The following is a 20,599-nucleotide window of genomic DNA, read 5'->3' on the forward strand; positions in this document are numbered from 1 at the left end:
GAGCTCAGACCGGCGCCTGGATCCCCGGCAGCTTCCCGTCCCCCTCGCAGGTGCGGCAGTCCTCGAGCACCCAGGCCGTCGCCGCCGGTCCGGTCGGCCGGTTCCCCTGCAGATGAACGATTCCGCGGGCTACCCGGATCCCGCCGCTGCCTTCACACGTCGGGCACACCGTGTTGATCGTCCCTTGCTCGTCCACAGCACAGTCTCTCCGGTCATCCCGCCGGCGACAAAGCGTCAGCGCCCCCGCGCGCCGTGTCGTACTGCGTCCGGTACAACTCCTCGTACCGCCCGCCGGCCGCGAGCAGCTCCGTATGCCGCCCCCGCTCGACGATCCGCCCGCCCTCGATCACGAGGATCTGGTCCGCCGCGCGGATCGTGGACAACCGGTGCGCGATCACCACCGCCGTACGCCCGGCGAGCGCCTCGGTCAGCGCCTCCTGCACGGCGGCCTCATTGGTCGAGTCCAGCGCCGCCGTCGCCTCGTCGAGGATCACGACCCGCGGCTGCGCGAGCAGCAACCGTGCGATCGTCAGCCGCTGCCGCTCACCACCCGACAGCCGGTACCCGCGCTCGCCGACGACCGTGTCCAGCTGATCCGGCAACGACCTGATCAGCTCACCCAGCCGTGCCCGCTCCAGCGCGTCCCACAGGTCCTCCTCGGCGGCCTCCGGACGCGCGAGCAGCAGGTTCTCCCGGATCGAGTCGTGGAACAGGTGCCCGTCCTGCGTCACCATCCCGAGCGTCTCCCGCAACGATTCCGCCGACACATCCCGTACGTCGGTCCCGGCCAGCCGGACCGCTCCGGAGTCCACGTCGTACAGCCGGGGAATGAGCTGCGCGATCGTCGACTTGCCGGCGCCCGACGATCCGACCAGCGCGACCATCTCGCCGGGCTCGGCGCGGAACGACACGTCGTGCAGCACCTCGACGCCGCCGCGGGTGTCCAGCTTCGCGACCTCCTCGAGCGACGCCAGCGAGACCTTGTCCGCCGACGGGTACGCGAACTTCACGCTCTCGAACTCGACCGCGACCGGCCCCTCCGGCACCCGCCCCGCGTCCGGCTTGTCCTGGATCAGGGGCTCCAGGTCCAGCACCTCGAAGACCCGCTCGAAGCTGACCAGCGCGGTCATCACCTCGAGCCGCGCACTCGCGAGCGCGGTCAGCGGCGAGTACAACCGGGTCAGCAGCAGCGCCATCGACACCACCGCACCGGCGTCGAGCTGATGCCGCAACGCCAGGAACCCGCCCAGCCCGTACACGACCGCCAGCGCCAACGCCGACACCAACGTCAGCGCGGTCACGAAGATCCACTGCACCATGGCCGTCCGTACGCCGATGTCGCGCACCCGGCGCGCCCGCACCGCGAACTCCGTCGACTCACGCGCGGGACGCCCGAACAGCTTCACCAACGTCGCGCCCGGCGCCGAGAACCGCTCGGTCATCTGCGTGCTCATCGTCGCGTTGTAGTCCGCCGCCTCGCGCTGCAGACCGGCCAGCCGGCGCCCGATCCGGCGGGCGGGCACGACGAAGACGGGCAGGATGACCAGCGCGAGCAGAGTGATCTGCCACGACACGGTGAGCATCACCCCGAGCGTGAGGCCGAGCATCACCAGGTTGCTCACGACGCCGGACAGCGTGTCGCTGAAGGCGCGTTGCGCCCCGATCACGTCGTTGTTCAGCCGGGAGACCAGCGCGCCGGTCCGGGTCCGGGTGAAGAACGCGATCGGCATCCGCTGGATGTGGTCGAACACCGCGGTCCGGAGATCCAGGATCAGCCCTTCACCGATCTGCGCCGACAACCAGCGCGTCAGCATGCTCAGTCCGGCCTCGGCGATCGCGATCACCGCGATCAGCACCGCGAGCCCGAGCACGACGCCGAACGGCTTCGCTCCGACGATCGCGTTGACGACCTTGCCGGCGAGCACCGGCGTGGCGACCGCGAGCACGGCTGCCCCGACACTCAGCACGAGGAACCAGATCAATTGCGTCCGGTGTGGACGGGCGAATGCGAGAATCCGCCGCAGGGTGGCGCGGGAGAACGGTCTCTTGTCGTCTTGGGCGTGCATCGCGTGGTACAGCGAGTTCCACGCGGTCATTTCCATGCTCACGGCAGTACTCCGCAGGTTCGGTCCGGCTGGGCAGGTCGATGATTCCGTACGCCACCGACAAAACCCGACCGTAGGACCTCGACATTACTTGAGGTCAAATAACGGAGTTGTGAGTGAGTACTCACTCAGTTACCTTGGTCGGGTGAGCCCACGAGCGACCCCACTACCTCCCGAAGAGCGCCGCGCCGCGATCATCGAGGCGACCCTGCCGTTGCTCGAGGAGTTCGGTCCCGAGGTCAGCACCAAGCAGATCGCCGAGGCCGCCGGCGTCGCCGAGGGCACGATCTTCCGCGCGTTCGGCAGCAAGGACGCGCTGATCAGCGCGGTGCTGGTGACCGCGCTGGACACCTCCGACCTGATCACCGGGCTGGCGGGCGTCGACCGGTCGCTGCCGCTGCGGGAGCGGACGATCGCCGCGGTCGACGTGACCCAGCGGCGTCTGAGCAGCGTCTTCAAGCTGATGCTGTCGATGCGGCTGCGGCAGCCGCCGGACTTCAAGCAGACGCCGCTCGACGAGGCCCGCCGCAAGCGGCAGGCCGACCAGGCGAACGCCGCGTTCGCCGACCTGCTCCGGCCGGACGCCGACCAGCTCCGGCGGACGCCCGAGGACGTGGTCCGGATGCTCCGGCTGATCACGTTCTCCGGCACCCACCCAATGATTTCCGGCGGCCAGGTGCTGACCGCCGAGGAGATCGTCGACTTCGCGTTCGACGGTGTCCGCAAGCACCACACCGGTCAGCAACCGGGCACCGAGGACGTCGTCGGACTCGCACCCGTCGGCGCCCGCCGTCACGACTCTGGGGATGATTGATGTTAGTTCGCGTCTTGCGTACGCACCTGCGTCCGTACGCGGGAAACCTGCTCCTGGTGGTGGTCCTGCAACTCGTCGGGACGATCGCCTCCCTCTACCTGCCGACCCTGAACGCCGACATCATCGACAACGGCGTGGCCAAGGGCGACACCGGCTACATCATGGGCACCGGCGGCTGGATGCTCGGCGTCAGCCTGCTGCAGATCGCCTGCACGATCACCGCGGTGTACTTCGGTGCCAAGACCGCGGCGCTGTTCGGCCGCGACGTCCGGTCGGCCGTGTTCCACCGGGTCGGGGAGTTCTCCGCCCGTGAGGTCAACCAGTTCGGCGCGCCGACACTGATCTCCCGCAGCACCAACGACGTACAGCAGATCCAGATGCTCGTGGTGATGACCACGACGATGCTGGTGGCGGCGCCGATCACGATGATCGGCGGCATCATCATGGCGGTCCGCCAGGACGTCGGCCTGTCCTGGCTGGTCGTCGTCGCGGTCCCGCTGCTGGCCGGCTGCGTCGGCTTCATCGCCAGCCGGATGGTGCCGCAGTTCCGCAAGATGCAGAAGAACATCGACGGCGTGAACCGGGTGCTGCGCGAGCAGATCACCGGGATCCGGGTGGTCCGGGCGTTCGTCCGCGAGCCGCACGAGACCGAGCGGTTCGGCGAGGCGAACGGCAACCTGACCGACACCGCGATCCGGGCCGGCCGGCTGATGGCGCTGGTGTTCCCGACCGTGATGCTGATCCTGAACGTGTCCAGCGTCGCCGTGCTGTGGTTCGGCGCCTCCCGGATCGAGGACGGCAAGATGATGGTCGGCGCGCTGACCGCGTTCCTCAGCTACCTGATCCAGATCCTGTTCTCGGTGATGATGGGCGTGTTCGTGATGATCATGGTGCCGCGCGCCTCGGTCTGCGCGGACCGGATCGCCGAGGTCCTGGACACCGAGTCGTCGGTGCGGCCGCCGGTCACGCCGATCAAGAGCTTCACCGGTCGGGGCCAGTTGGTCTTCGAGCGGGCCTCGTTCAAGTACCCGGGCGCCGCCGAGCCGGTGTTGCACGACATCAGCTTCGTCGCGTCGCCGGGGCAGACCACCGCGATCATCGGCAGTACCGGCGCCGGCAAGACCACGCTGCTCTCGCTGGTGCCGCGGTTGTTCGACGCGACCGAGGGACGCGTGCTCGTCGACGGCATCGACGTACGGGACATCGAGCCGGAGGCGCTGTGGGAGCGGATCGGGTTGGTGCCGCAACGGCCGTACCTGTTCTCCGGGACGGTCGCCAGCAACCTGCGGTACGGCAACCCGGACGCCACCGACGAGGAGCTCTGGGAAGCGCTGACGATTGCACAGGGCAAGGACTTCGTCGAGGCGATGCCGGAGGGCCTGGAGGCCCCGATCGCCCAGGGCGGTACGAACGTGTCCGGCGGTCAGCGGCAGCGGCTCGCGATCGCGCGGGCGCTGGTCCGGAAACCGGAGATCTACCTGTTCGACGACTCGTTCTCGGCGCTCGACCTGTCCACCGACGCCCGGCTCCGGGCCGCGCTCCGGCCGGTCACCCGGGAGGCGTGCATGGTGATCGTCGCGCAGCGCGTGTCGACGATCATCGACGCCGACCAGATCGTGGTGATCGAGGACGGCGCGATCGTCGGCAAGGGCACCCATGAGGAGCTGCTCGACAACTGTCCGACGTACCTCGAGATCGTCGAGTCCCAGCGTTCCGCGGAGGAGGCGGCATGAGCGACCAGAACACGCCGTCCCCGAACGGCGGCAACCCGAAGGACAGCAACCCGAACGGGAGCAGCCCGAACGGGAGCTCGCCGAACGGCGGCTCCCCGAACGGCGGTGCGGCTGCTGACGGGCAGCCGGCGAAGACGGTCAAGGCGACCGAGCGGCCGAACACCGGTCGCGCGTTCGGCCCGCCCGGCGGCATCCCCGGCGACAAGTCGCTGAACTTCCTGCCCTCGGCCAAACGCCTGCTCGGCCGGCTCCGCCCGCACCGGGTCCAGGTCGCCGGCGTGGTCCTGCTGGCGATCTGCAGCGTCGGCCTGTCCGTGGTCGGCCCGAAGATCCTCGGCCGCGCGACCGACGTGATCTTCGCCGGCGCGATCGGCAAGCACCTGCCCCGTGACATGACGAAGGCGGAGCTGATCGCCCAGTACCGGGCGTCCGGCAACGGCCGGCTCGCCGACCTGCTGCAGGGCATCGACCTGATCCCCGGCGTCGGCATCGACTTCGGTGCCCTGCGCAACGTCCTGCTGCTGGTGCTCGGGCTGTACGTCGGCGCGTTCTTCCTCTCCTGGGCGCAGGGCTACATCCTGAACGGCGTCGTCCAGCGAACCATCCTCGGTCTGCGGTCCGACGTCGAGGACAAGCTGAACCGGCTGCCGCTGAGCTACTTCGACGGTGCGCCGCGCGGTGAGCTGCTCAGCCGGGTGACCAACGACATCGACAACATCTCCACCAGCCTGCAGCAGACGCTGAGCCAGCTGCTCACCTCGCTGCTGACGGTGGTCGGCGTGATCACGATGATGTTCGTGATCTCCCCGGTGCTGGCCCTGATCGCGCTGGTCACGATCCCGATCTCGATGGTGCTGACCGCGGTGATCGCGAAGCGGTCGCAGGTCCGGTTCGTCGCCCAGTGGCGGCACACCGGCGCGCTGAACGGGCAGATCGAGGAGGCGTTCACCGGGCACGAGCTGGTCAAGGTGTTCGGCCGCCAGAAGGAGATCCGGGCGAACTTCGACGAGAAGAACGAGGAACTGTTCAAGGCCGCGTTCGGCGCGCAGTTCATCTCCGGGCTGATCATGCCGCTGATGATGTTCATCGGGAACGTGAACTACGTCGTGATCGCGGTGCTCGGTGGACTCCGGGTGGCGTCCGGCACGATGTCGCTGGGCGACGTGCAGGCATTCATCCAGTACTCGCGGCAGTTCACCCAGCCGCTCACCCAGGTGGCCTCGATGGCGAACCTGCTGCAGTCCGGGGTGGCGTCGGCCGAGCGCGTCTTCGAGGTACTGGACGCCGAGGAGCAGGTGCCGGAGGACGCGACGCCGGAGAAGGTCACCGACGCCCGCGGGCGGGTCGAGTTCGAGCACGTGTCGTTCTCGTACGACCCCGCGAAGCCGCTGATCTCCGACCTGAGCCTGGTCGCCGAACCCGGCCAGACGGTCGCGATCGTCGGCCCGACCGGTGCCGGCAAGACCACGCTGGTGAACCTGATCATGCGGTTCTACGAGCTGAACGGCGGGAAGATCACGCTGGACGGTGTCGACATCACCGACCTCACCCGGCACGACCTGCGCTCGCGGATCGGCATGGTGCTGCAGGACACCTGGCTGTTCGGCGGCACGATCCGGGACAATCTGCTGTACGGCAACCTGGACGCCACCGAGGAGGACATGCTCGCGGCGGCGAAGGCGACGTACGTCGACCGCTTCGTGCACAGCCTGCCCGAGGGCTACGACACGGTCATCGACGAGGAAGGCAGCAACGTCAGCGCCGGCGAGAAGCAGCTCCTCACCATCGCCCGCGCGTTCCTCGCCGACCCGCAACTGCTGATCCTGGACGAGGCGACCAGCTCGGTCGACACCCGCACGGAGGTCCTGGTCCAACGCGCCATGGCCGCCCTGCGCTCCGACCGCACGAGCTTCGTCATCGCCCACCGCCTGTCCACCATCCGCGACGCCGACCTGATCCTGGTCATGGAGAACGGCGCCATCGTCGAACAGGGCAACCACACCGAACTCCTCGCCCTCGACGGCGCCTACGCCCGCCTCTACAACGCCCAGTTCAGCGGCGCCGTAGTAGACATCGACGAGGAAGCCGCCGCCCTAACGGCCACCCCGGCCCCAGCCGGCCGCCCGATGGCCCGCTGACAATCCCCCAGGCGAGGGCGCCCCCCCAGCGCCCTCGCCTGTGGATAACTCCCACGGCAACACCGCAACACCGCCGTCTGCGAAGTACGTCGCGGTGCAGCACGACTCGCGGCAGCCCTGCTCTGGCCGGGGGTGCGAGCTCGCGCGGATGCGGCTGGCGCCGGACGGGATCGAGGTCGCGCTCTCGGACTCGGCCGACTACTCGGCCTTCATGGCGTGGCTGGAGCAGGCGCTGGTACGTCGCTGACGAAGCGGCGGAACGCGTCCGGCGCGGAGAACATCGGCATGTGGTCGGCTCCCGGCAGGATGGTGAGGTCGGCGTGTGGAGCCTGCGCGGCGAGGCGGTGGGCCCAGAGTTGGGTGCCGTCGAAGTCGGCGGTGCCGGTCAGGACGTTACGACCCGCCGACGACAGCCCGGTGTCGCGGTAGTCCCATGTGGTCACGCGGTGCGTCGCGGCGAGCCACGCGATCGTTGACGACCACATCCGTACGTCGGCCAGGCCGCCGTTCAGCAGGACGACGTCCGGGCCCGCGCCGTGCTGCTCGAAGTACAGGTATCCGTCGGGCACATCAACGAAAGGCATGCGGGCAGTCTGCGCGGTCGCGGACCGCCCGCCAATCGGGAATTCTCCCTAGGCCCGGTTCAACCGTCGTACTGCGAGTTCGGCCAGCAGGGCGGCGCCGTCGGGGAGGACGGAGTCGTCGAAGGTGGCCAAGGGGGAGTGGTTGTCGGCGGCTGCGTCCGGGTCGTCGGAGGCGCAGGCGCTGAGGTTCAGGTAGACGCCGGGCACCTCGTTCAGTACGTACGACATGTCCTCGGCGCCGCACCGTGGGTTCGGCCGCTCGCGGAAACGGTCGGCGCCGAACAGGTCCTCGATCACCTCGCGCGCGAACACGTACTCGTCCGGGTTGTTGACCGTGACCGGATACCCGACCTGGTACTCCGCCTCGACCTGCAGGCCGTGCGCCGCCGCGAGGTTCTCGACGAGCTGGATCGACGACTTCTGGATCTTCGCGCGGGCCTCCTCGGAGAACGTCCGCACCGTCGCGTCGATGAACGCGTCGTCCGGGATGATGTTCTCCTTCGTCCCGCCGGCGATCCGCCCGACGGTCAGCACCACCGGGTCGAACACGTCGAACTGCCGGGTGATCATCGTCTGCAGGGCGGTGACGATCTCGCACAGCACCGGGATCGGGTCCTTGCCGCGGAACGGCGTCGACCCGTGCGTCCCCTCGCCGATCACCCGCACGTGCAGCTGGTCCGCCGCGGCCATGAACGACCCGGGCCTGCTGCTCCACATCCCGAGCGGCTGCGACGACGCGCCGACATGCAGCCCGTACGCCGCGTCCGCGCGCCGGCCGGCCGCGTCGAGGACCCCTTCGCGGATCATGATCGGCGCGCCGCCGGACGTCTCCTCGCCCGGCTGGAACATGAACACCACGTCGCCGGGCAGCTCGTCCTTGAGAGCGCACAGCACCTTCGCCGCGCCGACCAGACCGGCGACGTGCAGGTCGTGGCCGCAGGCATGCATCATCCCGTCGTGCCGCGACGTGAACGGTACGTCGACGCGCTCGGTCACCGGCAGCGCGTCCATGTCACCGCGCAGCAGCACGACCGGACGTGTGGTTGACAGCTGCCCGCGACCGCCCCGCAGTACGGCGGTCACCGAGGACAGCTCCTTGCCGAGCGTGATCTCCAACGGCAGACCGTCGAGCGCGTCGAGGATCAGCTGCTGCGTCTTCGGCAGGTCCAGATCGAACTCCGGCACCTGGTGCAGCTCCCGCCGCAGCGCGACGATCTCTTCACGGAACCGCTCCGCGAGCTCACGCGTGCTCATTTGGGCCCCAGGTGGAGGGCGGACATCACACGCTGCGCGCTGCTGCCGAGTTCGAGCAGTTCGACGAGGTCGAGCCAGCGCTCCGGGTCCTTGATCGCGCGCGGCAGCGTCGCGTCGTACGTCCCGACCGGCGCGTCCTTCGCGACCGCGACCACCTTCGGCGCGACATCCAGGTAGTCGCTCGCGGCCAGGATCTTCTTCTTCACCCCGGGTGCCATCGGCGTACTCGGGTCGGCGGCCGCGGCGCGGATCGCGTCCAGGTCGCCGTACGCCGTGACCAGTGCGGCGGCCGTCTTCTCGCCGACCCCCTTCACGCCGGGCAGCCCGTCGGACGCGTCCCCGCGGAGCGTGGCGAAGTCGGCGTACCGCTGGGCCGGGACCTCGTATTTCGCGAGCAGCGCGGCCTCGTCGTACACCTCGGCACGCCCGACGCCGCGGGCCGCCGTGTAGACGACCCGGACGCCGCGGGTGTCGTCGATCAGCTGGAACAGGTCGCGGTCGCCGGTGACCACGTCGACCGGCATCGTCGCCTGGTGCGAGAGCGTGCCGATCACGTCGTCGGCCTCGTGGTCCGGGGCGCCGACGACCGTAATCCCGATCGCCTCCAGGCAGGCCCGGATGTACGGCACCTGCACCTCCAGGCGGTCCGGTACATCCTCGACCTGCTCGCCCTTCGGCGACACGAACTCGACCCGCTGCGCCTTGTACGACGGGATCAGCGCGACCCGCCAGGACGGGCGCCAGTTGTCGTCCCAGCAGGCGACCAGATGGGTCGGCCGGTGGTTCTCGGCGAGCCGGGCGATGAAGTCCAGCAGCCCGCGGATCGCGTTCGTCGGCGTACCGTCGGCGGCCTTCATCGTGTCCGGGACGCCGAAGAACGCCCGGAAGTAGAGGGACGCCGTGTCGAGCAGCATCAGCCGCTGTCCTGTCTCAGCCATGGGGAGATGCTTTCACAGGCGGCGTCCGGGGCAGTAGGGTCTTCGGGATGGAGGACCTGGACCGCAAGATCGTCGGGCTGCTCGCGACCGACGGCAGGATGAGCTTCACCGACCTGGGCAAGGCGACCGGCCTGTCCACGTCGGCCGTACACCAGCGGGTGAAGCGCCTCGAGCAGCGCGGCATCATCCAGGGGTACGCCGCCACCGTCGACCACACCGCGCTCGACCTGCCGCTGACCGCGCTGATCTCGATCCGCCCGATCGACCCGTCGCAGCCGGACGACTCCCCGGAGCGCCTCCGCGAGGTCCGCGAGATCGAGTCCTGCTACTCGGTCGCCGGCGACTCCAGCTACGTCCTGGTCGTCCGGGTCGCCTCCCCGGCCGCCCTCGAGAACCTGCTCGCCGTCATCCGCGGCCGCGCGAACGTCTCCACGACCACGACGATCGTCCTCAGCACCCCGTACGAGCGCCGCCCACCGGCGCTGTGAAGGTCCTGCTGACGGACCTGTTCAGCACGCTCGTCCCCGGCGGCGACGCGTCCCGCGACAAGGTCAACGCCCAGATGGGCACAATCCTCGGCGTCGACCCGACGGCCTTCCAGCAAGCCTTCGACGCGTCGTCCCACGACCGCTTCACCGGCGCGTACGGCGACGTCCCCGCCACCCTCCGCGTGATCGCCGAACGCTGCGGCGGCAACCCCACCGACGCCCAGGTGGAGCAGGCCACCGCCCTCCGCCGCACCCTCGCCCGCCGCCTCCTGACCGCAGCACCCGCGGCGACCCTCGACACCCTCGCCACCTTCAAGTCAGCCGGCTGGCGCATCGGCCTGGTCAGCAACATCACCGCCGAAACCCAACTCCAATGGCCAACCTCCCCACTGGCCGAGTACTACGAGGCCACAGCCTTCTCCTCCGAAGTCGGCGCCGCCAAACCCTCCCCGAGGATCTACCTGACCGCCTGCAACGCCCTTGGCGCCCACCCCACCGACTGCCTTTACGTCGGCGACGGCTGCGACGGAGAACTACCCGCCGCGGCAGCCCTCGGCATGCACGCCATCCGGACCGTGGAACACAGCGACAGCGCACCCACCTGGCAAGGCCCCACCGTCAAGACCTTCGCGGACCTGGCCACGTACCTGTCTCAGTAGCCCCCGGCATCGACGAGTTGGCTCTCATACGCCACGACCCGGATCTTGCCAGCCTTCGGCGGGATCGCCAGGACGACCTCATGCTGCGTCGTGGCGGTCAGGGCGCTCTCGTAGGTGGAGGTCCGGGGGCTGAAGGCAATCGCCTCACCAGAGTTCCACCACGCCCCGATGTGGAAGTTGGTGAGCGAGACGTCCTCGCTGGTCAAGGTCAGGAAGACCAAGGCCTCACCGGTGGTCGTCAGGAACGCGGCCGGTGTGCCGGTCAGCGTGTAGGTGAAGGTCTGCCCGCGCCAGACCTTCGGCGTCTTGGCGAGCTCCGCCTGTGACGCGGCATTGTTCTTTAACTCGGCGGTGATGGGCGGAGTGACCTCGAACGATCGGGCCTTCGGAGAAGTCGCTCCGGCAGTCAGGTACTGGGCGAGCGCGGTGGCGGCTGCGGTCGGTGCGGTCGCGAGACCGGTGGCGTGAGTTGGGTCGATCGCCCGGACACCGGCCACGGCCGGTACCTTGACGCCGCGCAGCGGCCAGACGCTGTGGGTCATCAGCCATGGGGCTCCTGCGGATTGGCGCTCCCAGACCGCCAGGGCGCTGTAGCTGGTGGTGCCTGAGACGGCTGACGCGGCGACGAACCGCATTGGGTATCCGCCGTACTGCGGCGCTCCGACGACGGGCTTGGTGTAGGTGACCGGGACGAAGCGACTCTGCCCGGGCTTGTCGAGCACTCGGCTGATCTTGTTCCGGGATTGACTCTGCCGGAGCAGGTTGCCGCCCTCGATGGTGGCGACCAACCTGTCGTCGCGTGCCTTGATCGCCTTGCTGCTGACCTCGTTGTACTGCTTCAGCACGGCCGCTGCGGTGTCGTCTCCGATCGCCGGCCGCGTCAGACTCGTCACGGTGTCCGCCGGCGGGATCGCCGAGCAGCCTGTTGCCAGCGCGATTGCCGACGCGAGGACCGCGACCCGCCGGACAGGCCCAGGGGCCGTAGTCGGTTGGCTCTCCTGGCGACTGGGCGGCGTGTGCGGGAGAGCAGTCCTTGGGTCCTGCGACTTGGGTCGGCGGCGACAGAGCGTCAGGAAGATGCCTACGGCCAGCAGGATCAGGCCGATCGCGAGGATTGCGAGCGAAGTCAGGAAGGCCTTGGGGATCTCGATGCCCAGGTCGGCCCGGACGTCGGGGGCGGTCTTGCCGTCGGCGTTCATGACGACCAGGTCGTACGGGCCGTCCTCGATCGGCCACGCGATGGACTGGGTGCCTGCGCCGTGCGCCTTGGTGACCCACCAGTCGAGGGTTGCGGGTGCGGCGAGCGGGCCGGCCGTACCCTTCTCGTCCTCGGTACTGAGCGCGATCGGGTACTGGACCTGCACCAGCTTGGTGTGGCCGGTGCCCTTGAGGTAGCTGGCGACGTCGAAGTCTCGCGCCACCCCTACGAACACCGGCTGATTCTTGGTGGACCGTACGTCGACGTGCAGGACCGGACCGTGCCGGTTGAGCAGCTCCGGGGTGGTCGCGATCGCGAGGCCCTTGCTGCTCAACTGCTGCTCGCCGGAGTGCACCGTGTCGTCCGGACCGATCAGCCAGAACGCGGCCGCCCCACCCACGACGGCGATCACCAGACCGGCCACAGCCAGCAGTACGCCGACAACCCTGCGGATCACCCGCACATGCACTCCCGAGGACGACAACCGGACGAGCCGTGATGCTATCGGTTGCCGTGTGCATCTATCTGCTCACGAAGAGCAGATTGCAGGTTGTTGCAGAACTAGTTGAGGTCGAGGAGTTTCTGGGACTCGGCGGCGGCGCGGGACGCCGCGGCGCGGGCTTCGGCTCCGGCGAGGTGGTTGCCGGCGTGTTCGCGCCACCAGTTCTGGCCCTCGACCGGCAGGGTGTCGATCGGGTCGTAGTACTCGTAGGTGCGGTTGAGCGCCTCGGGGTCCTGCTGCTCGATGCCGGTGCGGTAGTTCTTCTTCCAGTACGAGATGCCGCGGGTCTCGTCGTACTCGGACAGCTGGTGGACCCAGCGCTTGCCGACGTACGGGACGTCGCAGACGATGCGCGGGGTGGCGAAGCCGGGGAGGTAGCCGAGGATGCCGTGCTGCAGGTGCTGGGCGTCCTTCACCGAGACCCGCCAGTGCTCGGAGAACGGGATCATGTCGCACATGTAGAAGTAGTACGGCGTGATGTTGGCGCCGTCGAGCAGCGCGAAGCACAGGTCGAGGAGCTGCGGGATCGAGTCGTTGACGCCGCGCATCAGCACCCCCTGGTTGCGGACGTCGCGGAGGCCGGCCTCGAGCATCGCCTTGGAGGCCTCGGCGACCAGCGGGGTGACGGACTGGGCGGCGTTCACGTGGGTGTGCATCGCGAGCATCACGCCGCGGCTGCGGGCGATCGACGCGACCCGCTCGACGCCGGACAGGACGTCGGAGGACAGCCAGTGCTGCGGCATGCCCATCAGCGCCTTGGTGGCCATCCGGATGTCGCGGATGTTCTCGATCTCGAGCAGGCTCATCAGGAACGACTCGAGCCGCGGCCACGGCATGTTCGCCACGTCGCCGCCGGACACGACGACGTCCCGGACGCCCGGCGTACGGCGCAGGTAGTCGAGCATGTCGTCGAGCCGGGTCTGCGGCTTCGCGACGAACTTGAGCTTGTCGATGACCGGCGTCGAGTTGCCGACGAGGTCCATCCGGGTGCAGTGACCGCAGTACTGCGGGCAGGTCGGCAGGATCTCCGCGAGGACCTTCGTCGGGTAGCGGTGGGTCAACCCCTCCGTGGCCCACATCTCGTGCTCGTGCAGCGAGTCCCGGGTCGCGTGCGGATGCGACGGCCAGTCGGTACGGCGGTCACTGAACACCGGGAGCATGTACCGCCGGACCGGATCCGCGTAGAACGCCTCCGTGTAGTCGGCGGCACCCGTCGGAACGATCGTGTTCAGCATCTGCGGCGGCAGCAGCATCGACATCGTCGCGCGCTCGGCCTGGTCGCGGGTGAGGTCCTCGTAGAACCGCTCCTCGAGCAGGTCGCCCATCACGTCACGAAGCTGCTTCACGTTCTTCACGCAGTGTGACCGCTGCCACTGCACCGAGCGCCATTCCTCGGCCGTGACGTCCTTCCAGCCAGGCAGCCGGGTCCAGTCCGGTTCGACCAGCTCGGCCCGCCGGTACACGTACGGCTGGCCGTCGCCGGGCTCTTCCGAACGAGCCAGCTCCGGGATGATCAGGTCGGTCACGGGGGCCTCCGTGGCGTCAAGGGATGATGCTGTCAGGTGTGAGGATAGCGATAGAACTTCCCTCAGATCCAACAGTACGCCGTAAGAATTCTCGTAACGGGCTGTTTTGAGTAGTATTTTGCCTGACCGCACCGGCAGCACGAAGGAGGCCAAGTGTCATCGAGCCCGGTAGGACTGCATCGTGTCCTCGCCCCGTCCGGCGTGCTGCCGCAGGCGGCGCAGAAGCTCGACGCACGTCCCGAGATCTGGCCCGACGAGGTCCGGATCGCGGTCGAACGCCTGAACCTGGACGCCGCGTCGTACCGCCAGCTCTCCGAGGCACACGACGGCGACGGTGCAGCGATCCGTCGCGCCGTGCTGGACATCATCGGGACCCGCGGCAAGATGCAGAACCCGGTGACCGGATCCGGCGGGATGCTCGTCGGAGTGGTCGACGAGGCGGGCCCGGACTCGCCGCTCGGCGTCCGGAAGGGTGACCGCGTCGCGACCCTGGTGTCGCTGACGCTGACCCCGCTGCAGATCACCGACGGACTGCAGGACTGGGACGGCAAGAGCGAGCAGGTGCCGGCGCAGGGGCACGCGATCCTGTTCGCCCGGTCGATCGTCGCGAAGCTCCCGGACGACCTGAAGCCCGAGCTGTCGCTGGCCGTGATGGACGTCTGCGGCGCGCCTGCGCTGACGGCCCGGGTGGTGCGCTCGTATGTCGACAAAGGCACTAAGCCTGTCGTGTCAGTAATTGGCGGCGCAGGCAAGTCCGGCTCGCTCTCGCTGGCCGCCGCGCGGAAGGCGGGCGCGGCCCGGACGATCGGGGTCGTACCGTTCGAGGCCGAGCGCGACCGGCTGACCGAGGCCGGTCTGGCGGACGTCGTCGCGCTGGCGGACGCCCGCGACCCCGTCGCGCTGGCCGCGGCGGTGGGGGAGCCGGCGGACATCACGGTCGTGTGTGTGGACGTACCGGGGTGTGAGCACGGCGCCGTCCTGTCGACGGCCGCCGGTGGCACGGTGATCTTCTTCTCGATGGCGACGTCGTTCTCGGCCGCCGCGCTCGGGGCGGAAGGGCTGGCCGCGGATGTGACGATGCTGGTCGGCAACGGCTACGTGCCCGGGCACGCGGAGTACGCGATGGAGCTGTTGCGGGCCGAGCCGGGTGTCCGTGGTCTGTTCGAGAGCAGGCTGGCGGAGGATTAGGCCGTGCGCACACTTCTGACGAACGGTTCCGTCTACTCGCCCGCCGACCCCCACGCGACCGCGATCGCCTTCGACGACGGGGTGGTGACCTGGCTCGGCGACGACACCGGCGCCGGTTCGTACGCCGCCGGCGCGGACGAGGTGATCGACCTCGACGGCAAGCTGGTGACGCCGGCGTTCGTCGACGCCCATGTCCACGCGGCCGGTACCGGCGCGGCGCTGACCGGTCTCGACCTCGCCGGTACGATGTCGTTGACCGACGCGCTCGACAAGCTGGCGGCGTTCGCGGCGAAGCTGCCCGCGGATGCGGTGATCGACAGCGCAGGCTGGGACGAGACCAAGTGGCCGGAAGGCCGCCCCCCGACGGCGCAGGAACTGGACGCGGCGGCCGGTGGGCGGCGCGTGTACCTGTCCCGGATCGACGGCCACTCGGGTGTCGTCTCGTCGGCGTTGTTCGACGTGGCGCGGGGTGAGGGGTTCGAGGAGAGCGGGCGCGTCGAGCGGCACGCGAACCACCTGGTCCGGGACGCGCTGAGCGAGCTGGTCGGTCCGGAGCAGCGCCGGCTGGAGATCTCGGCGGCCCTGCGGGCGATGGCGGCCAAGGGGATCGGGGCGTTCCACGAGATGGCCGCGCCGCACATCGGGCCGCTCTGGGAGTTGCCGATCGTGCGCGACGTTGCCGAGGAGCTGGGCCTGTCGGCGACGTTGTACTGGGGCGAGCCGGGGACGTTCGAGCACATCGGGACGTACGGTCTCGCCGGGCTCGCGGGTGACCTGAACGCCGACGGCGCGCTCGGGTCGCGGACGGCCGCGTTGAAGGCGCCGTACGCCGATCGCGCCGACCACCGCGGGCACGCGTACCTGACGGCCGAGCAGATCGCCGAGCACGTGATCACGTGCACCGAGCGGAACGTGCAGGCCGGGTTCCACTGCATCGGGGACCAGGCGCTGGAGAACATCGCCCGCGGGTTCGAGCTGGCCGCGGAGAAGGTCGGCGTGCAGGCGCTGGTTGCCGCGCGCCACCGTCTCGAGCACGTCGAAATGGTCGACGAGGCAACGATCGCGACCCTCGCCCGGTGCGGCGTGGTGGCCAGTGTGCAGCCCGTGTTCGACGCGCTGTGGGGCGGCCCGGACGGCATGTACGCCGAGCGCGTCGGCGACCGCTGGCGGGGGATGAACCCGTTCGGCTCGCTGGCCCGCGCGGGCGTCGTCCTCGCGTTCGGTTCGGACGCGCCCGTGACGGAGCTCGGTGGCTGGGAGGCCGTACGGGCGGCGGCGTTCCACCACGAGCAGTCCGAGCGGATCACCGTCCGCGCCGCGTTCCAGGCGCACACGCGCGGCGGTTGGCGGGCGGCCGGGATCGACGACGCCGGTGTACTCGCACCGAGCGCGGCCGCGACGTACGCGATCTGGCAGACCGATGCGGAGCTGGTCGTGCAGACGCCGGACCAGCGGGTCGCCGCCTGGTCGACGGACCCGCGCGCCGGCGTACCGGTGCTGCCGGATCTGAGTGAAGGTACGCCGGCCTGTCTGCGGACGGTCGTCGGCGGCCGTGTGGTCCATGACGCCGAAGGATGGTCCCAGTGAAGAAGCTCGACCTCGATCCGGTCACCGTCCGGAAGGCGCGCAGCCTCGCGCGCAAGGCCGGCAAGCCGATCGTGAACCTCGCCCGCCGGCACACCACCGTGTCGGTGGAGCGTGCGGTACTACGGCTCGCCGGGCTGACCGGTGCCGACACCGAAGGTATCCCGTGGGTGAACCGCCTCGCCGACACCGTGCGCGCCGACGTCGGGCTGGAGCACGGTCTCGCGCTGCCGGTCTGGGACGCGCTGATCCGCGGCGAGGCCGAGGACCTCGCCGTACTGGCGCAGAAGGCAGCCTCGGGCTCCGTGACGTTCCGGATGCCCGAGGGGCGGGATGCGACGAAGGCCCGGACCGCGGCACGCCGGGCCGCGGCCGCCGGGCTGAAGCGGATCGACGGCCGGCGCCGCGAGCGGGACCGGCTGATCAAGCGGCACGGCGATCCGGAACAGCGGCCGTGGATCTACCTGATCGTTGCCACCGGCGACATCTACGAAGACATCCCGCAGGCGCAGGCGGCCGCCCGCGAGGGCGCCGACATCATCGCGGTGATCCGCTCGACCGGGCAGTCGCTGCTCGACTACGTCCCCGAGGGCGCGACCCGCGAGGGCTTCGCCGGGACGTACGCGACCCAGGAGAACTTCCGGCTGATGCGGGCCGCGCTCGACGACACGTCGAAGGAGCTCGGCCGCTACGTCCGGCTGACGAACTACGCGTCCGGTCTGTGCATGCCGGAGATCGCGACGCTGGCCGGCCTCGAGCGGCTCGACATGATGCTGAACGACTCGATGTACGGGATTCTGTTCCGCGACATCAACCCGATCCGGACGTTCGTCGACCAGCGCTTCAGCCGGCAGATCCACGCCCGCGCCGGGATCATCATCAACACCGGCGAGGACAACTACCTGACCACTGCCGACGCCGTCGAGGCCGCGCACACGGTCACGGTGTCGCAGCTGCTGAACGAGTACTTCGCGAAGGAAGCCGGGCTGGAGGACTGGCAGCTCGGGCTCGGGCACGCGTTCGAGATCAACCCGGACATCCCGGACTCGTTCCGGCTGGAGCTGGCGCACGCGATGCTGGCCCGGCAGCTGTTCCCGAACGCGCCGCTGAAGTGGATGCCGCCGACCCGGCACATGACCGGCGACGTGTTCCGCGGGTATCTGCTGGACGGGTTCTTCAACCTGGTCGGCGCGATGACCGGGCAGGGCATCCTGCTGGTCGGCATGATGACCGAGGCCGTGGTGACGCCCTGGATCTCGGACCGCGACCTGGCGCTGCAGAACGTCCGCTACGTGTTGGGTGCTGCCGGCAACCTTCACGAGGACTTCCGTCCGGAGCCGAACGGCTTCATCGCTTCAAGGGCTCGCCAGGTGCTGGGGGAGTCGGTGGAGCTGCTGGACCGGATCGTCGACGACGGCCTGCTGAACGCGATCGGCGACGGCACCTTCGGACTGATGAAACGTCCTCAGGACGCCGGCCGTGGACTGGATGGTGTCGCCCGCAAGTCGGCCGAGTACTACAACCCGGCCATCGAGCTGATGGAGGAGGGGTTGTGAGCATCATCCGGCCGTACGGCGACACCACCGGGGACGGGATGGTGCAGCTGTCGTTCACCCTGCCCGTCCCGCACGACAAGCGGGCCGAGGGCGCCGCCGTCCAGCTCGCGAACAAGATGGGCATGGACCCGGCGCTGGTCGTGCACGCGAAGGCGATCGGCCCGGACTTCACGTTCTTCGTCGTGTACGGCCCGGTGAACCACCTGGTCGACACCTCGAAGGTCGAGGTCGTCGAGCGCGACTACCCGTTGCTCGCGCCGAAGGAAGTGAACCTCGCGATCCGGAAGGGCCTGCGCCGCCGGCTCACCGTGGTGGGCGCGTGCATCGGCACCGACGCGCACACGGTCGGCATCGACGCGATCCTCAACATCAAGGGGTTCGCGGGCGAGAAGGGCCTGGAGTACTACCGCGAGGTGAAGGTGGTGAACCTCGGCGCACAGGTCGCCGTACCGGAGCTGGTCCGGCGGGCACGGGCCGAGAAGGCGGACGCGATCCTGGTGTCCCAGGTGGTCACGCAGCGCGAGGCGCACATGCTGAACACCAAGGAGATGTCGGCGGCGTTCCGGGAGGCGTACTCCGAGGACGCCCGGCCGGTGTTGGTTGCCGGTGGCCCCCGTTTCACCGAACAGATGGCCGGCGAGCTCGGCGTCGACCGGGTGTTCGGCCGCGGTACGACGCCCGGCGAGGTGGCGAGCTATCTCGTTGACGCACTGGTGACCAAACGCCACTCGTACAGAAAGATCGCATAAAGGTGTCGAAGGCAACTATCGGACTGACGGTCACGCACCGCAGGTATGTTCCCTACAGCCACGCGCACTACGCCGGCAATCTCGTTGACGGTGCCTACGTCCTGGCGCTTTTCGGTGACGTGGCAACAGAGGTGTGCATCCAGGCGGACGGCGACGAAGGCCTGTTCGCGTCGTACTCCGACGTCCAGTTCCTGCAGCCGTTGCGGGCCGGTGACGTGGTCGAGGTGACGGCCACGATCAGCCGCGTCGGCAACCGGAGCCGCGATCTCGATTTCAGCGCGTACGTCGTCTGCCGTGGTCGTCCGGACCAATCCGCGTCGGCGGCCGAAGTGCTTGCCGAACCGCTGGAGATCACCCGGGCCAAGGGAACCGTTGTCGTCCCGGTTGCGTGACGATTGGTTGCCCTGGGTAACGATCACGTGGAGTGCCGATCTCGCTCTGTAACGTGACTTGATTGAGCATTCCTCGTTTTCCCTTGTAGGGCAGGCGATAGTGTTACAACGGGCTCAAAGAGCCGGGGGAGAGGTTGACACCGCCGCCGCCAGCGAGCATCGTTTTGGGGGTCGTCATATCCCGTTTGTTCAACGGTCACACGAAGTTCGGCTACCGGATGATCCCGCGACGCTGACCAGGCCACAGCCAGGCTTGAGTCGACGGGGGCTGAGATCGCCGGTGGTGAGCCCCCCGCGGGGCAGAGGTGGAAGAGGCTCGGCGGCCAGTAGACAACAGCCGTGCGGTGCGCAGCCAGCGTATCGGCGGTTGGTCCGAAGGCACGCCGAGCCTCTTTCCTCTGTCAGAACCGGAATCCCAGCGGTGTGACTAGTTCAGGCGCGTGATCCGCCCGAGGGCCGGAACCTTCACCGGGGCGTTCTTCCCCAGGTAGCTCTCGAAGGCCTCCAGGTCGCGGACCTTCTCGACCCGATCGGTGCCCTCGGTGAGCACGCTGAACGCGTCGCCTCCGGTCGCGATGAACGAGTTCGCCGTCGCCCGGTACCGCCCGTCCGGGTCGATCGTGACGCCGTTCAGCTTGATGCTCGCCGGGTCGATCTTGTCGCACGCCGGTCGCGCGTTGTCATAGCTGAACGTGAAACCTCTCGAGACTCCGAGTACCCGAGCCGTCGTCTGACCGCACCACTGCTGTTCGAGCAGCCGGTGCACCTGCTCGCCGGTGAGCGTCATCGTCACCAGCATGTTGCTGAACGGCTGGACCCGGAGCGCCTCACCGTGGGTGACCACATTCGGCAGGTCGTTCCCGGTCGGGCTGACGATCAAGTCACCGCCGGCGGGGGAGGACAGCCCGTTCCGCGCGGGCGCGATGGCGGCGCGGCATCCCCAGATGCTCGTCCTGGACTGCTTGTACGTCGGGGTCGTGCAGCGCACCCACGAGGCCACGGACCTGCTGCTGACCTCGGCGACCGAGGCCATCGACCGGCACCGGTTGCCGCAACGGTGAACCCATGTGTTCCTTCACCGCGGAGTCCTCCGCTGGTCATCTTTCTGTCGGTGGCGGTCGCTACGATGTGATCAGTGAGGTGATACTCGGAGTGACCGGGTTGGTGAGGCGTTCGACGCGGCGACCGGCG

The 20,599-nt window shown here is 69.0% G+C and carries 20 protein-coding genes; 12 read left to right on the forward strand and 8 right to left on the reverse strand.

Translation table 11 applies throughout. The features are described from left to right. Positions 1-4 precede the first annotated feature (4 nt). Positions 5-196, reverse strand: a complete 192-nt coding sequence (locus tag ACXJJ3_RS00580; RefSeq protein ID WP_458167800.1) for a hypothetical protein — start codon at positions 194-196, stop codon at positions 5-7. Between the two features lie 16 nt (positions 197-212). Next, positions 213-2,102, reverse strand: a complete 1,890-nt coding sequence (locus ACXJJ3_RS00585) for an ABC transporter ATP-binding protein (protein WP_458172006.1) — start codon at positions 2,100-2,102, stop codon at positions 213-215. Between the two features lie 148 nt (positions 2,103-2,250). On the opposite strand from ACXJJ3_RS00585, the gene ACXJJ3_RS00590 reads away from it, so the two are divergent. From ACXJJ3_RS00590 to ACXJJ3_RS00605, 4 genes are read left to right on the forward strand one after another with little or no spacing between them, the layout of a single operon-like run. Further along, positions 2,251-2,919, forward strand: coding sequence for a TetR/AcrR family transcriptional regulator (locus tag ACXJJ3_RS00590; RefSeq protein WP_458167801.1), 669 nt, complete (start codon positions 2,251-2,253; stop codon positions 2,917-2,919). Next, the gene (locus ACXJJ3_RS00595; protein WP_458167803.1) at positions 2,919-4,652 is read left to right on the forward strand and encodes an ABC transporter ATP-binding protein; all 1,734 of its coding nucleotides are present in this window, start codon (positions 2,919-2,921) and stop codon (positions 4,650-4,652) included. The genes ACXJJ3_RS00590 and ACXJJ3_RS00595 overlap by 1 nt, the downstream gene beginning before the upstream one ends. After that, positions 4,649-6,790 (forward strand): ABC transporter ATP-binding protein, encoded by a 2,142-nt coding sequence (locus ACXJJ3_RS00600; RefSeq protein ID WP_458167804.1) that lies wholly within the window; start codon positions 4,649-4,651, stop codon positions 6,788-6,790. Before ACXJJ3_RS00595 ends, ACXJJ3_RS00600 begins: the two co-directional genes overlap by 4 nt. Before the next feature lie 40 nt (positions 6,791-6,830). Then, complete coding sequence (locus ACXJJ3_RS00605; RefSeq protein WP_458167806.1) at positions 6,831-7,037, forward strand: hypothetical protein; 207 nt, start codon at positions 6,831-6,833, stop codon at positions 7,035-7,037. Here ACXJJ3_RS00605 and ACXJJ3_RS00610 read toward each other — a convergent pair. Genes ACXJJ3_RS00610 through ACXJJ3_RS00620 form a run of 3 tightly spaced genes read right to left on the reverse strand, consistent with a single transcriptional unit; the run spans position 7,000 to position 9,542 of the window. Continuing rightward, positions 7,000-7,374 carry an alpha/beta fold hydrolase gene (locus tag ACXJJ3_RS00610; RefSeq protein ID WP_458167807.1) on the reverse strand — a complete coding sequence of 125 codons (375 nt, stop codon included), beginning with the start codon at positions 7,372-7,374 and terminating at the stop codon, positions 7,000-7,002. The two genes, ACXJJ3_RS00605 and ACXJJ3_RS00610, sit on opposite strands and share 38 nt — an antisense overlap. A gap of 48 nt (positions 7,375-7,422) precedes the next feature. Then, the gene (locus ACXJJ3_RS00615; RefSeq protein ID WP_458167808.1) at positions 7,423-8,628 is read right to left on the reverse strand and encodes a M20 metallopeptidase family protein; all 1,206 of its coding nucleotides are present in this window, start codon (positions 8,626-8,628) and stop codon (positions 7,423-7,425) included. After that, complete coding sequence (locus tag ACXJJ3_RS00620) at positions 8,625-9,542, reverse strand: 5'-3' exonuclease (protein WP_458172007.1); 918 nt, start codon at positions 9,540-9,542, stop codon at positions 8,625-8,627. Before ACXJJ3_RS00620 ends, ACXJJ3_RS00615 begins: the two co-directional genes overlap by 4 nt. A 71-nt stretch (positions 9,543-9,613) precedes the next feature. On the opposite strand from ACXJJ3_RS00620, the gene ACXJJ3_RS00625 reads away from it, so the two are divergent. Together ACXJJ3_RS00625 and ACXJJ3_RS00630 are read left to right on the forward strand one after the other, a co-directional pair. Beyond that, entirely contained in the window at positions 9,614-10,054 is a 441-nt protein-coding gene (locus ACXJJ3_RS00625) for an Lrp/AsnC family transcriptional regulator (protein WP_458167809.1), read from the forward strand. After that, complete coding sequence (locus ACXJJ3_RS00630) at positions 10,051-10,713, forward strand: HAD family hydrolase (RefSeq protein ID WP_458167811.1); 663 nt, start codon at positions 10,051-10,053, stop codon at positions 10,711-10,713. Before ACXJJ3_RS00625 ends, ACXJJ3_RS00630 begins: the two co-directional genes overlap by 4 nt. Here the strand turns inward: ACXJJ3_RS00630 and ACXJJ3_RS00635 are convergent. Both ACXJJ3_RS00635 and ACXJJ3_RS00640 read right to left on the reverse strand, forming a co-directional pair. Next, positions 10,707-12,368, reverse strand: coding sequence for a hypothetical protein (locus ACXJJ3_RS00635; RefSeq protein ID WP_458167812.1), 1,662 nt, complete (start codon positions 12,366-12,368; stop codon positions 10,707-10,709). The genes ACXJJ3_RS00630 and ACXJJ3_RS00635 overlap by 7 nt on opposite strands. A gap of 104 nt (positions 12,369-12,472) precedes the next feature. After that, positions 12,473-13,939 (reverse strand): KamA family radical SAM protein, encoded by a 1,467-nt coding sequence (locus tag ACXJJ3_RS00640; protein WP_458167813.1) that lies wholly within the window; start codon positions 13,937-13,939, stop codon positions 12,473-12,475. A gap of 153 nt (positions 13,940-14,092) precedes the next feature. Here ACXJJ3_RS00640 and kdd point away from each other — a divergent pair, with 153 nt between their 5' ends. Genes kdd through kal form a run of 5 tightly spaced genes read left to right on the forward strand, consistent with a single transcriptional unit; the run spans position 14,093 to position 19,408 of the window. Next, the gene (kdd, locus tag ACXJJ3_RS00645) at positions 14,093-15,127 is read left to right on the forward strand and encodes an L-erythro-3,5-diaminohexanoate dehydrogenase (RefSeq protein WP_458167815.1); all 1,035 of its coding nucleotides are present in this window, start codon (positions 14,093-14,095) and stop codon (positions 15,125-15,127) included. 3 nt (positions 15,128-15,130) lie between these two features. Then, entirely contained in the window at positions 15,131-16,714 is a 1,584-nt protein-coding gene (locus ACXJJ3_RS00650; protein ID WP_458167816.1) for an amidohydrolase, read from the forward strand. Beyond that, on the forward strand, positions 16,711-18,267 hold the full coding sequence (gene kamD / locus ACXJJ3_RS00655; protein WP_458167817.1) for a lysine 5,6-aminomutase subunit alpha: 1,557 nt from the start codon (positions 16,711-16,713) through the stop codon (positions 18,265-18,267). The genes ACXJJ3_RS00650 and kamD overlap by 4 nt, the downstream gene beginning before the upstream one ends. Next, entirely contained in the window at positions 18,264-19,016 is a 753-nt protein-coding gene (kamE, locus tag ACXJJ3_RS00660) for a lysine 5,6-aminomutase subunit beta (protein WP_458167818.1), read from the forward strand. The genes kamD and kamE overlap by 4 nt, the downstream gene beginning before the upstream one ends. Positions 19,017-19,018: 2 nt before the next feature. Beyond that, positions 19,019-19,408, forward strand: a complete 390-nt coding sequence (kal, locus tag ACXJJ3_RS00665; RefSeq protein WP_458167820.1) for a 3-aminobutyryl-CoA ammonia lyase — start codon at positions 19,019-19,021, stop codon at positions 19,406-19,408. A gap of 427 nt (positions 19,409-19,835) precedes the next feature. On the opposite strand, the gene ACXJJ3_RS00670 is transcribed toward kal, so the two are convergent. After that, entirely contained in the window at positions 19,836-20,195 is a 360-nt protein-coding gene (locus ACXJJ3_RS00670; protein ID WP_458167821.1) for a 5'-nucleotidase C-terminal domain-containing protein, read from the reverse strand. Here ACXJJ3_RS00670 and ACXJJ3_RS00675 point away from each other — a divergent pair. Further along, positions 20,185-20,469, forward strand: a complete 285-nt coding sequence (locus ACXJJ3_RS00675) for a hypothetical protein (RefSeq protein WP_458167822.1) — start codon at positions 20,185-20,187, stop codon at positions 20,467-20,469. The genes ACXJJ3_RS00670 and ACXJJ3_RS00675 overlap by 11 nt on opposite strands. The last annotated feature ends 130 nt before the right edge of the window (positions 20,470-20,599 follow it).

The organism is Kribbella sp. WER1 (assembly GCF_054189145.1).

Bases quoted from the DNA above. Each gene is read 5' to 3' on its own strand.
- ACXJJ3_RS00585 (WP_458172006.1), bottom strand. From the start codon at position 2,102: ATGGAAATGACCGCGTGGAACTCGCTGTACCACGCGATGCACGCCCAA.
- ACXJJ3_RS00615 (WP_458167808.1), bottom strand. From the start codon at position 8,628: ATGAGCACGCGTGAGCTCGCGGAGCGGTTCCGTGAAGAGATCGTCGCG.
- ACXJJ3_RS00620 (WP_458172007.1), bottom strand. From the start codon at position 9,542: ATGCTGCTCGACACGGCGTCCCTCTACTTCCGGGCGTTCTTCGGCGTC.
- ACXJJ3_RS00595 (WP_458167803.1), top strand. From the start codon at position 2,919: ATGTTAGTTCGCGTCTTGCGTACGCACCTGCGTCCGTACGCGGGAAAC.
- ACXJJ3_RS00610 (WP_458167807.1), bottom strand. From the start codon at position 7,374: ATGCCTTTCGTTGATGTGCCCGACGGATACCTGTACTTCGAGCAGCAC.
- ACXJJ3_RS00670 (WP_458167821.1), bottom strand. From the start codon at position 20,195: ATGACGCTCACCGGCGAGCAGGTGCACCGGCTGCTCGAACAGCAGTGG.
- ACXJJ3_RS00600 (WP_458167804.1), top strand. From the start codon at position 4,649: ATGAGCGACCAGAACACGCCGTCCCCGAACGGCGGCAACCCGAAGGAC.
- ACXJJ3_RS00625 (WP_458167809.1), top strand. From the start codon at position 9,614: ATGGAGGACCTGGACCGCAAGATCGTCGGGCTGCTCGCGACCGACGGC.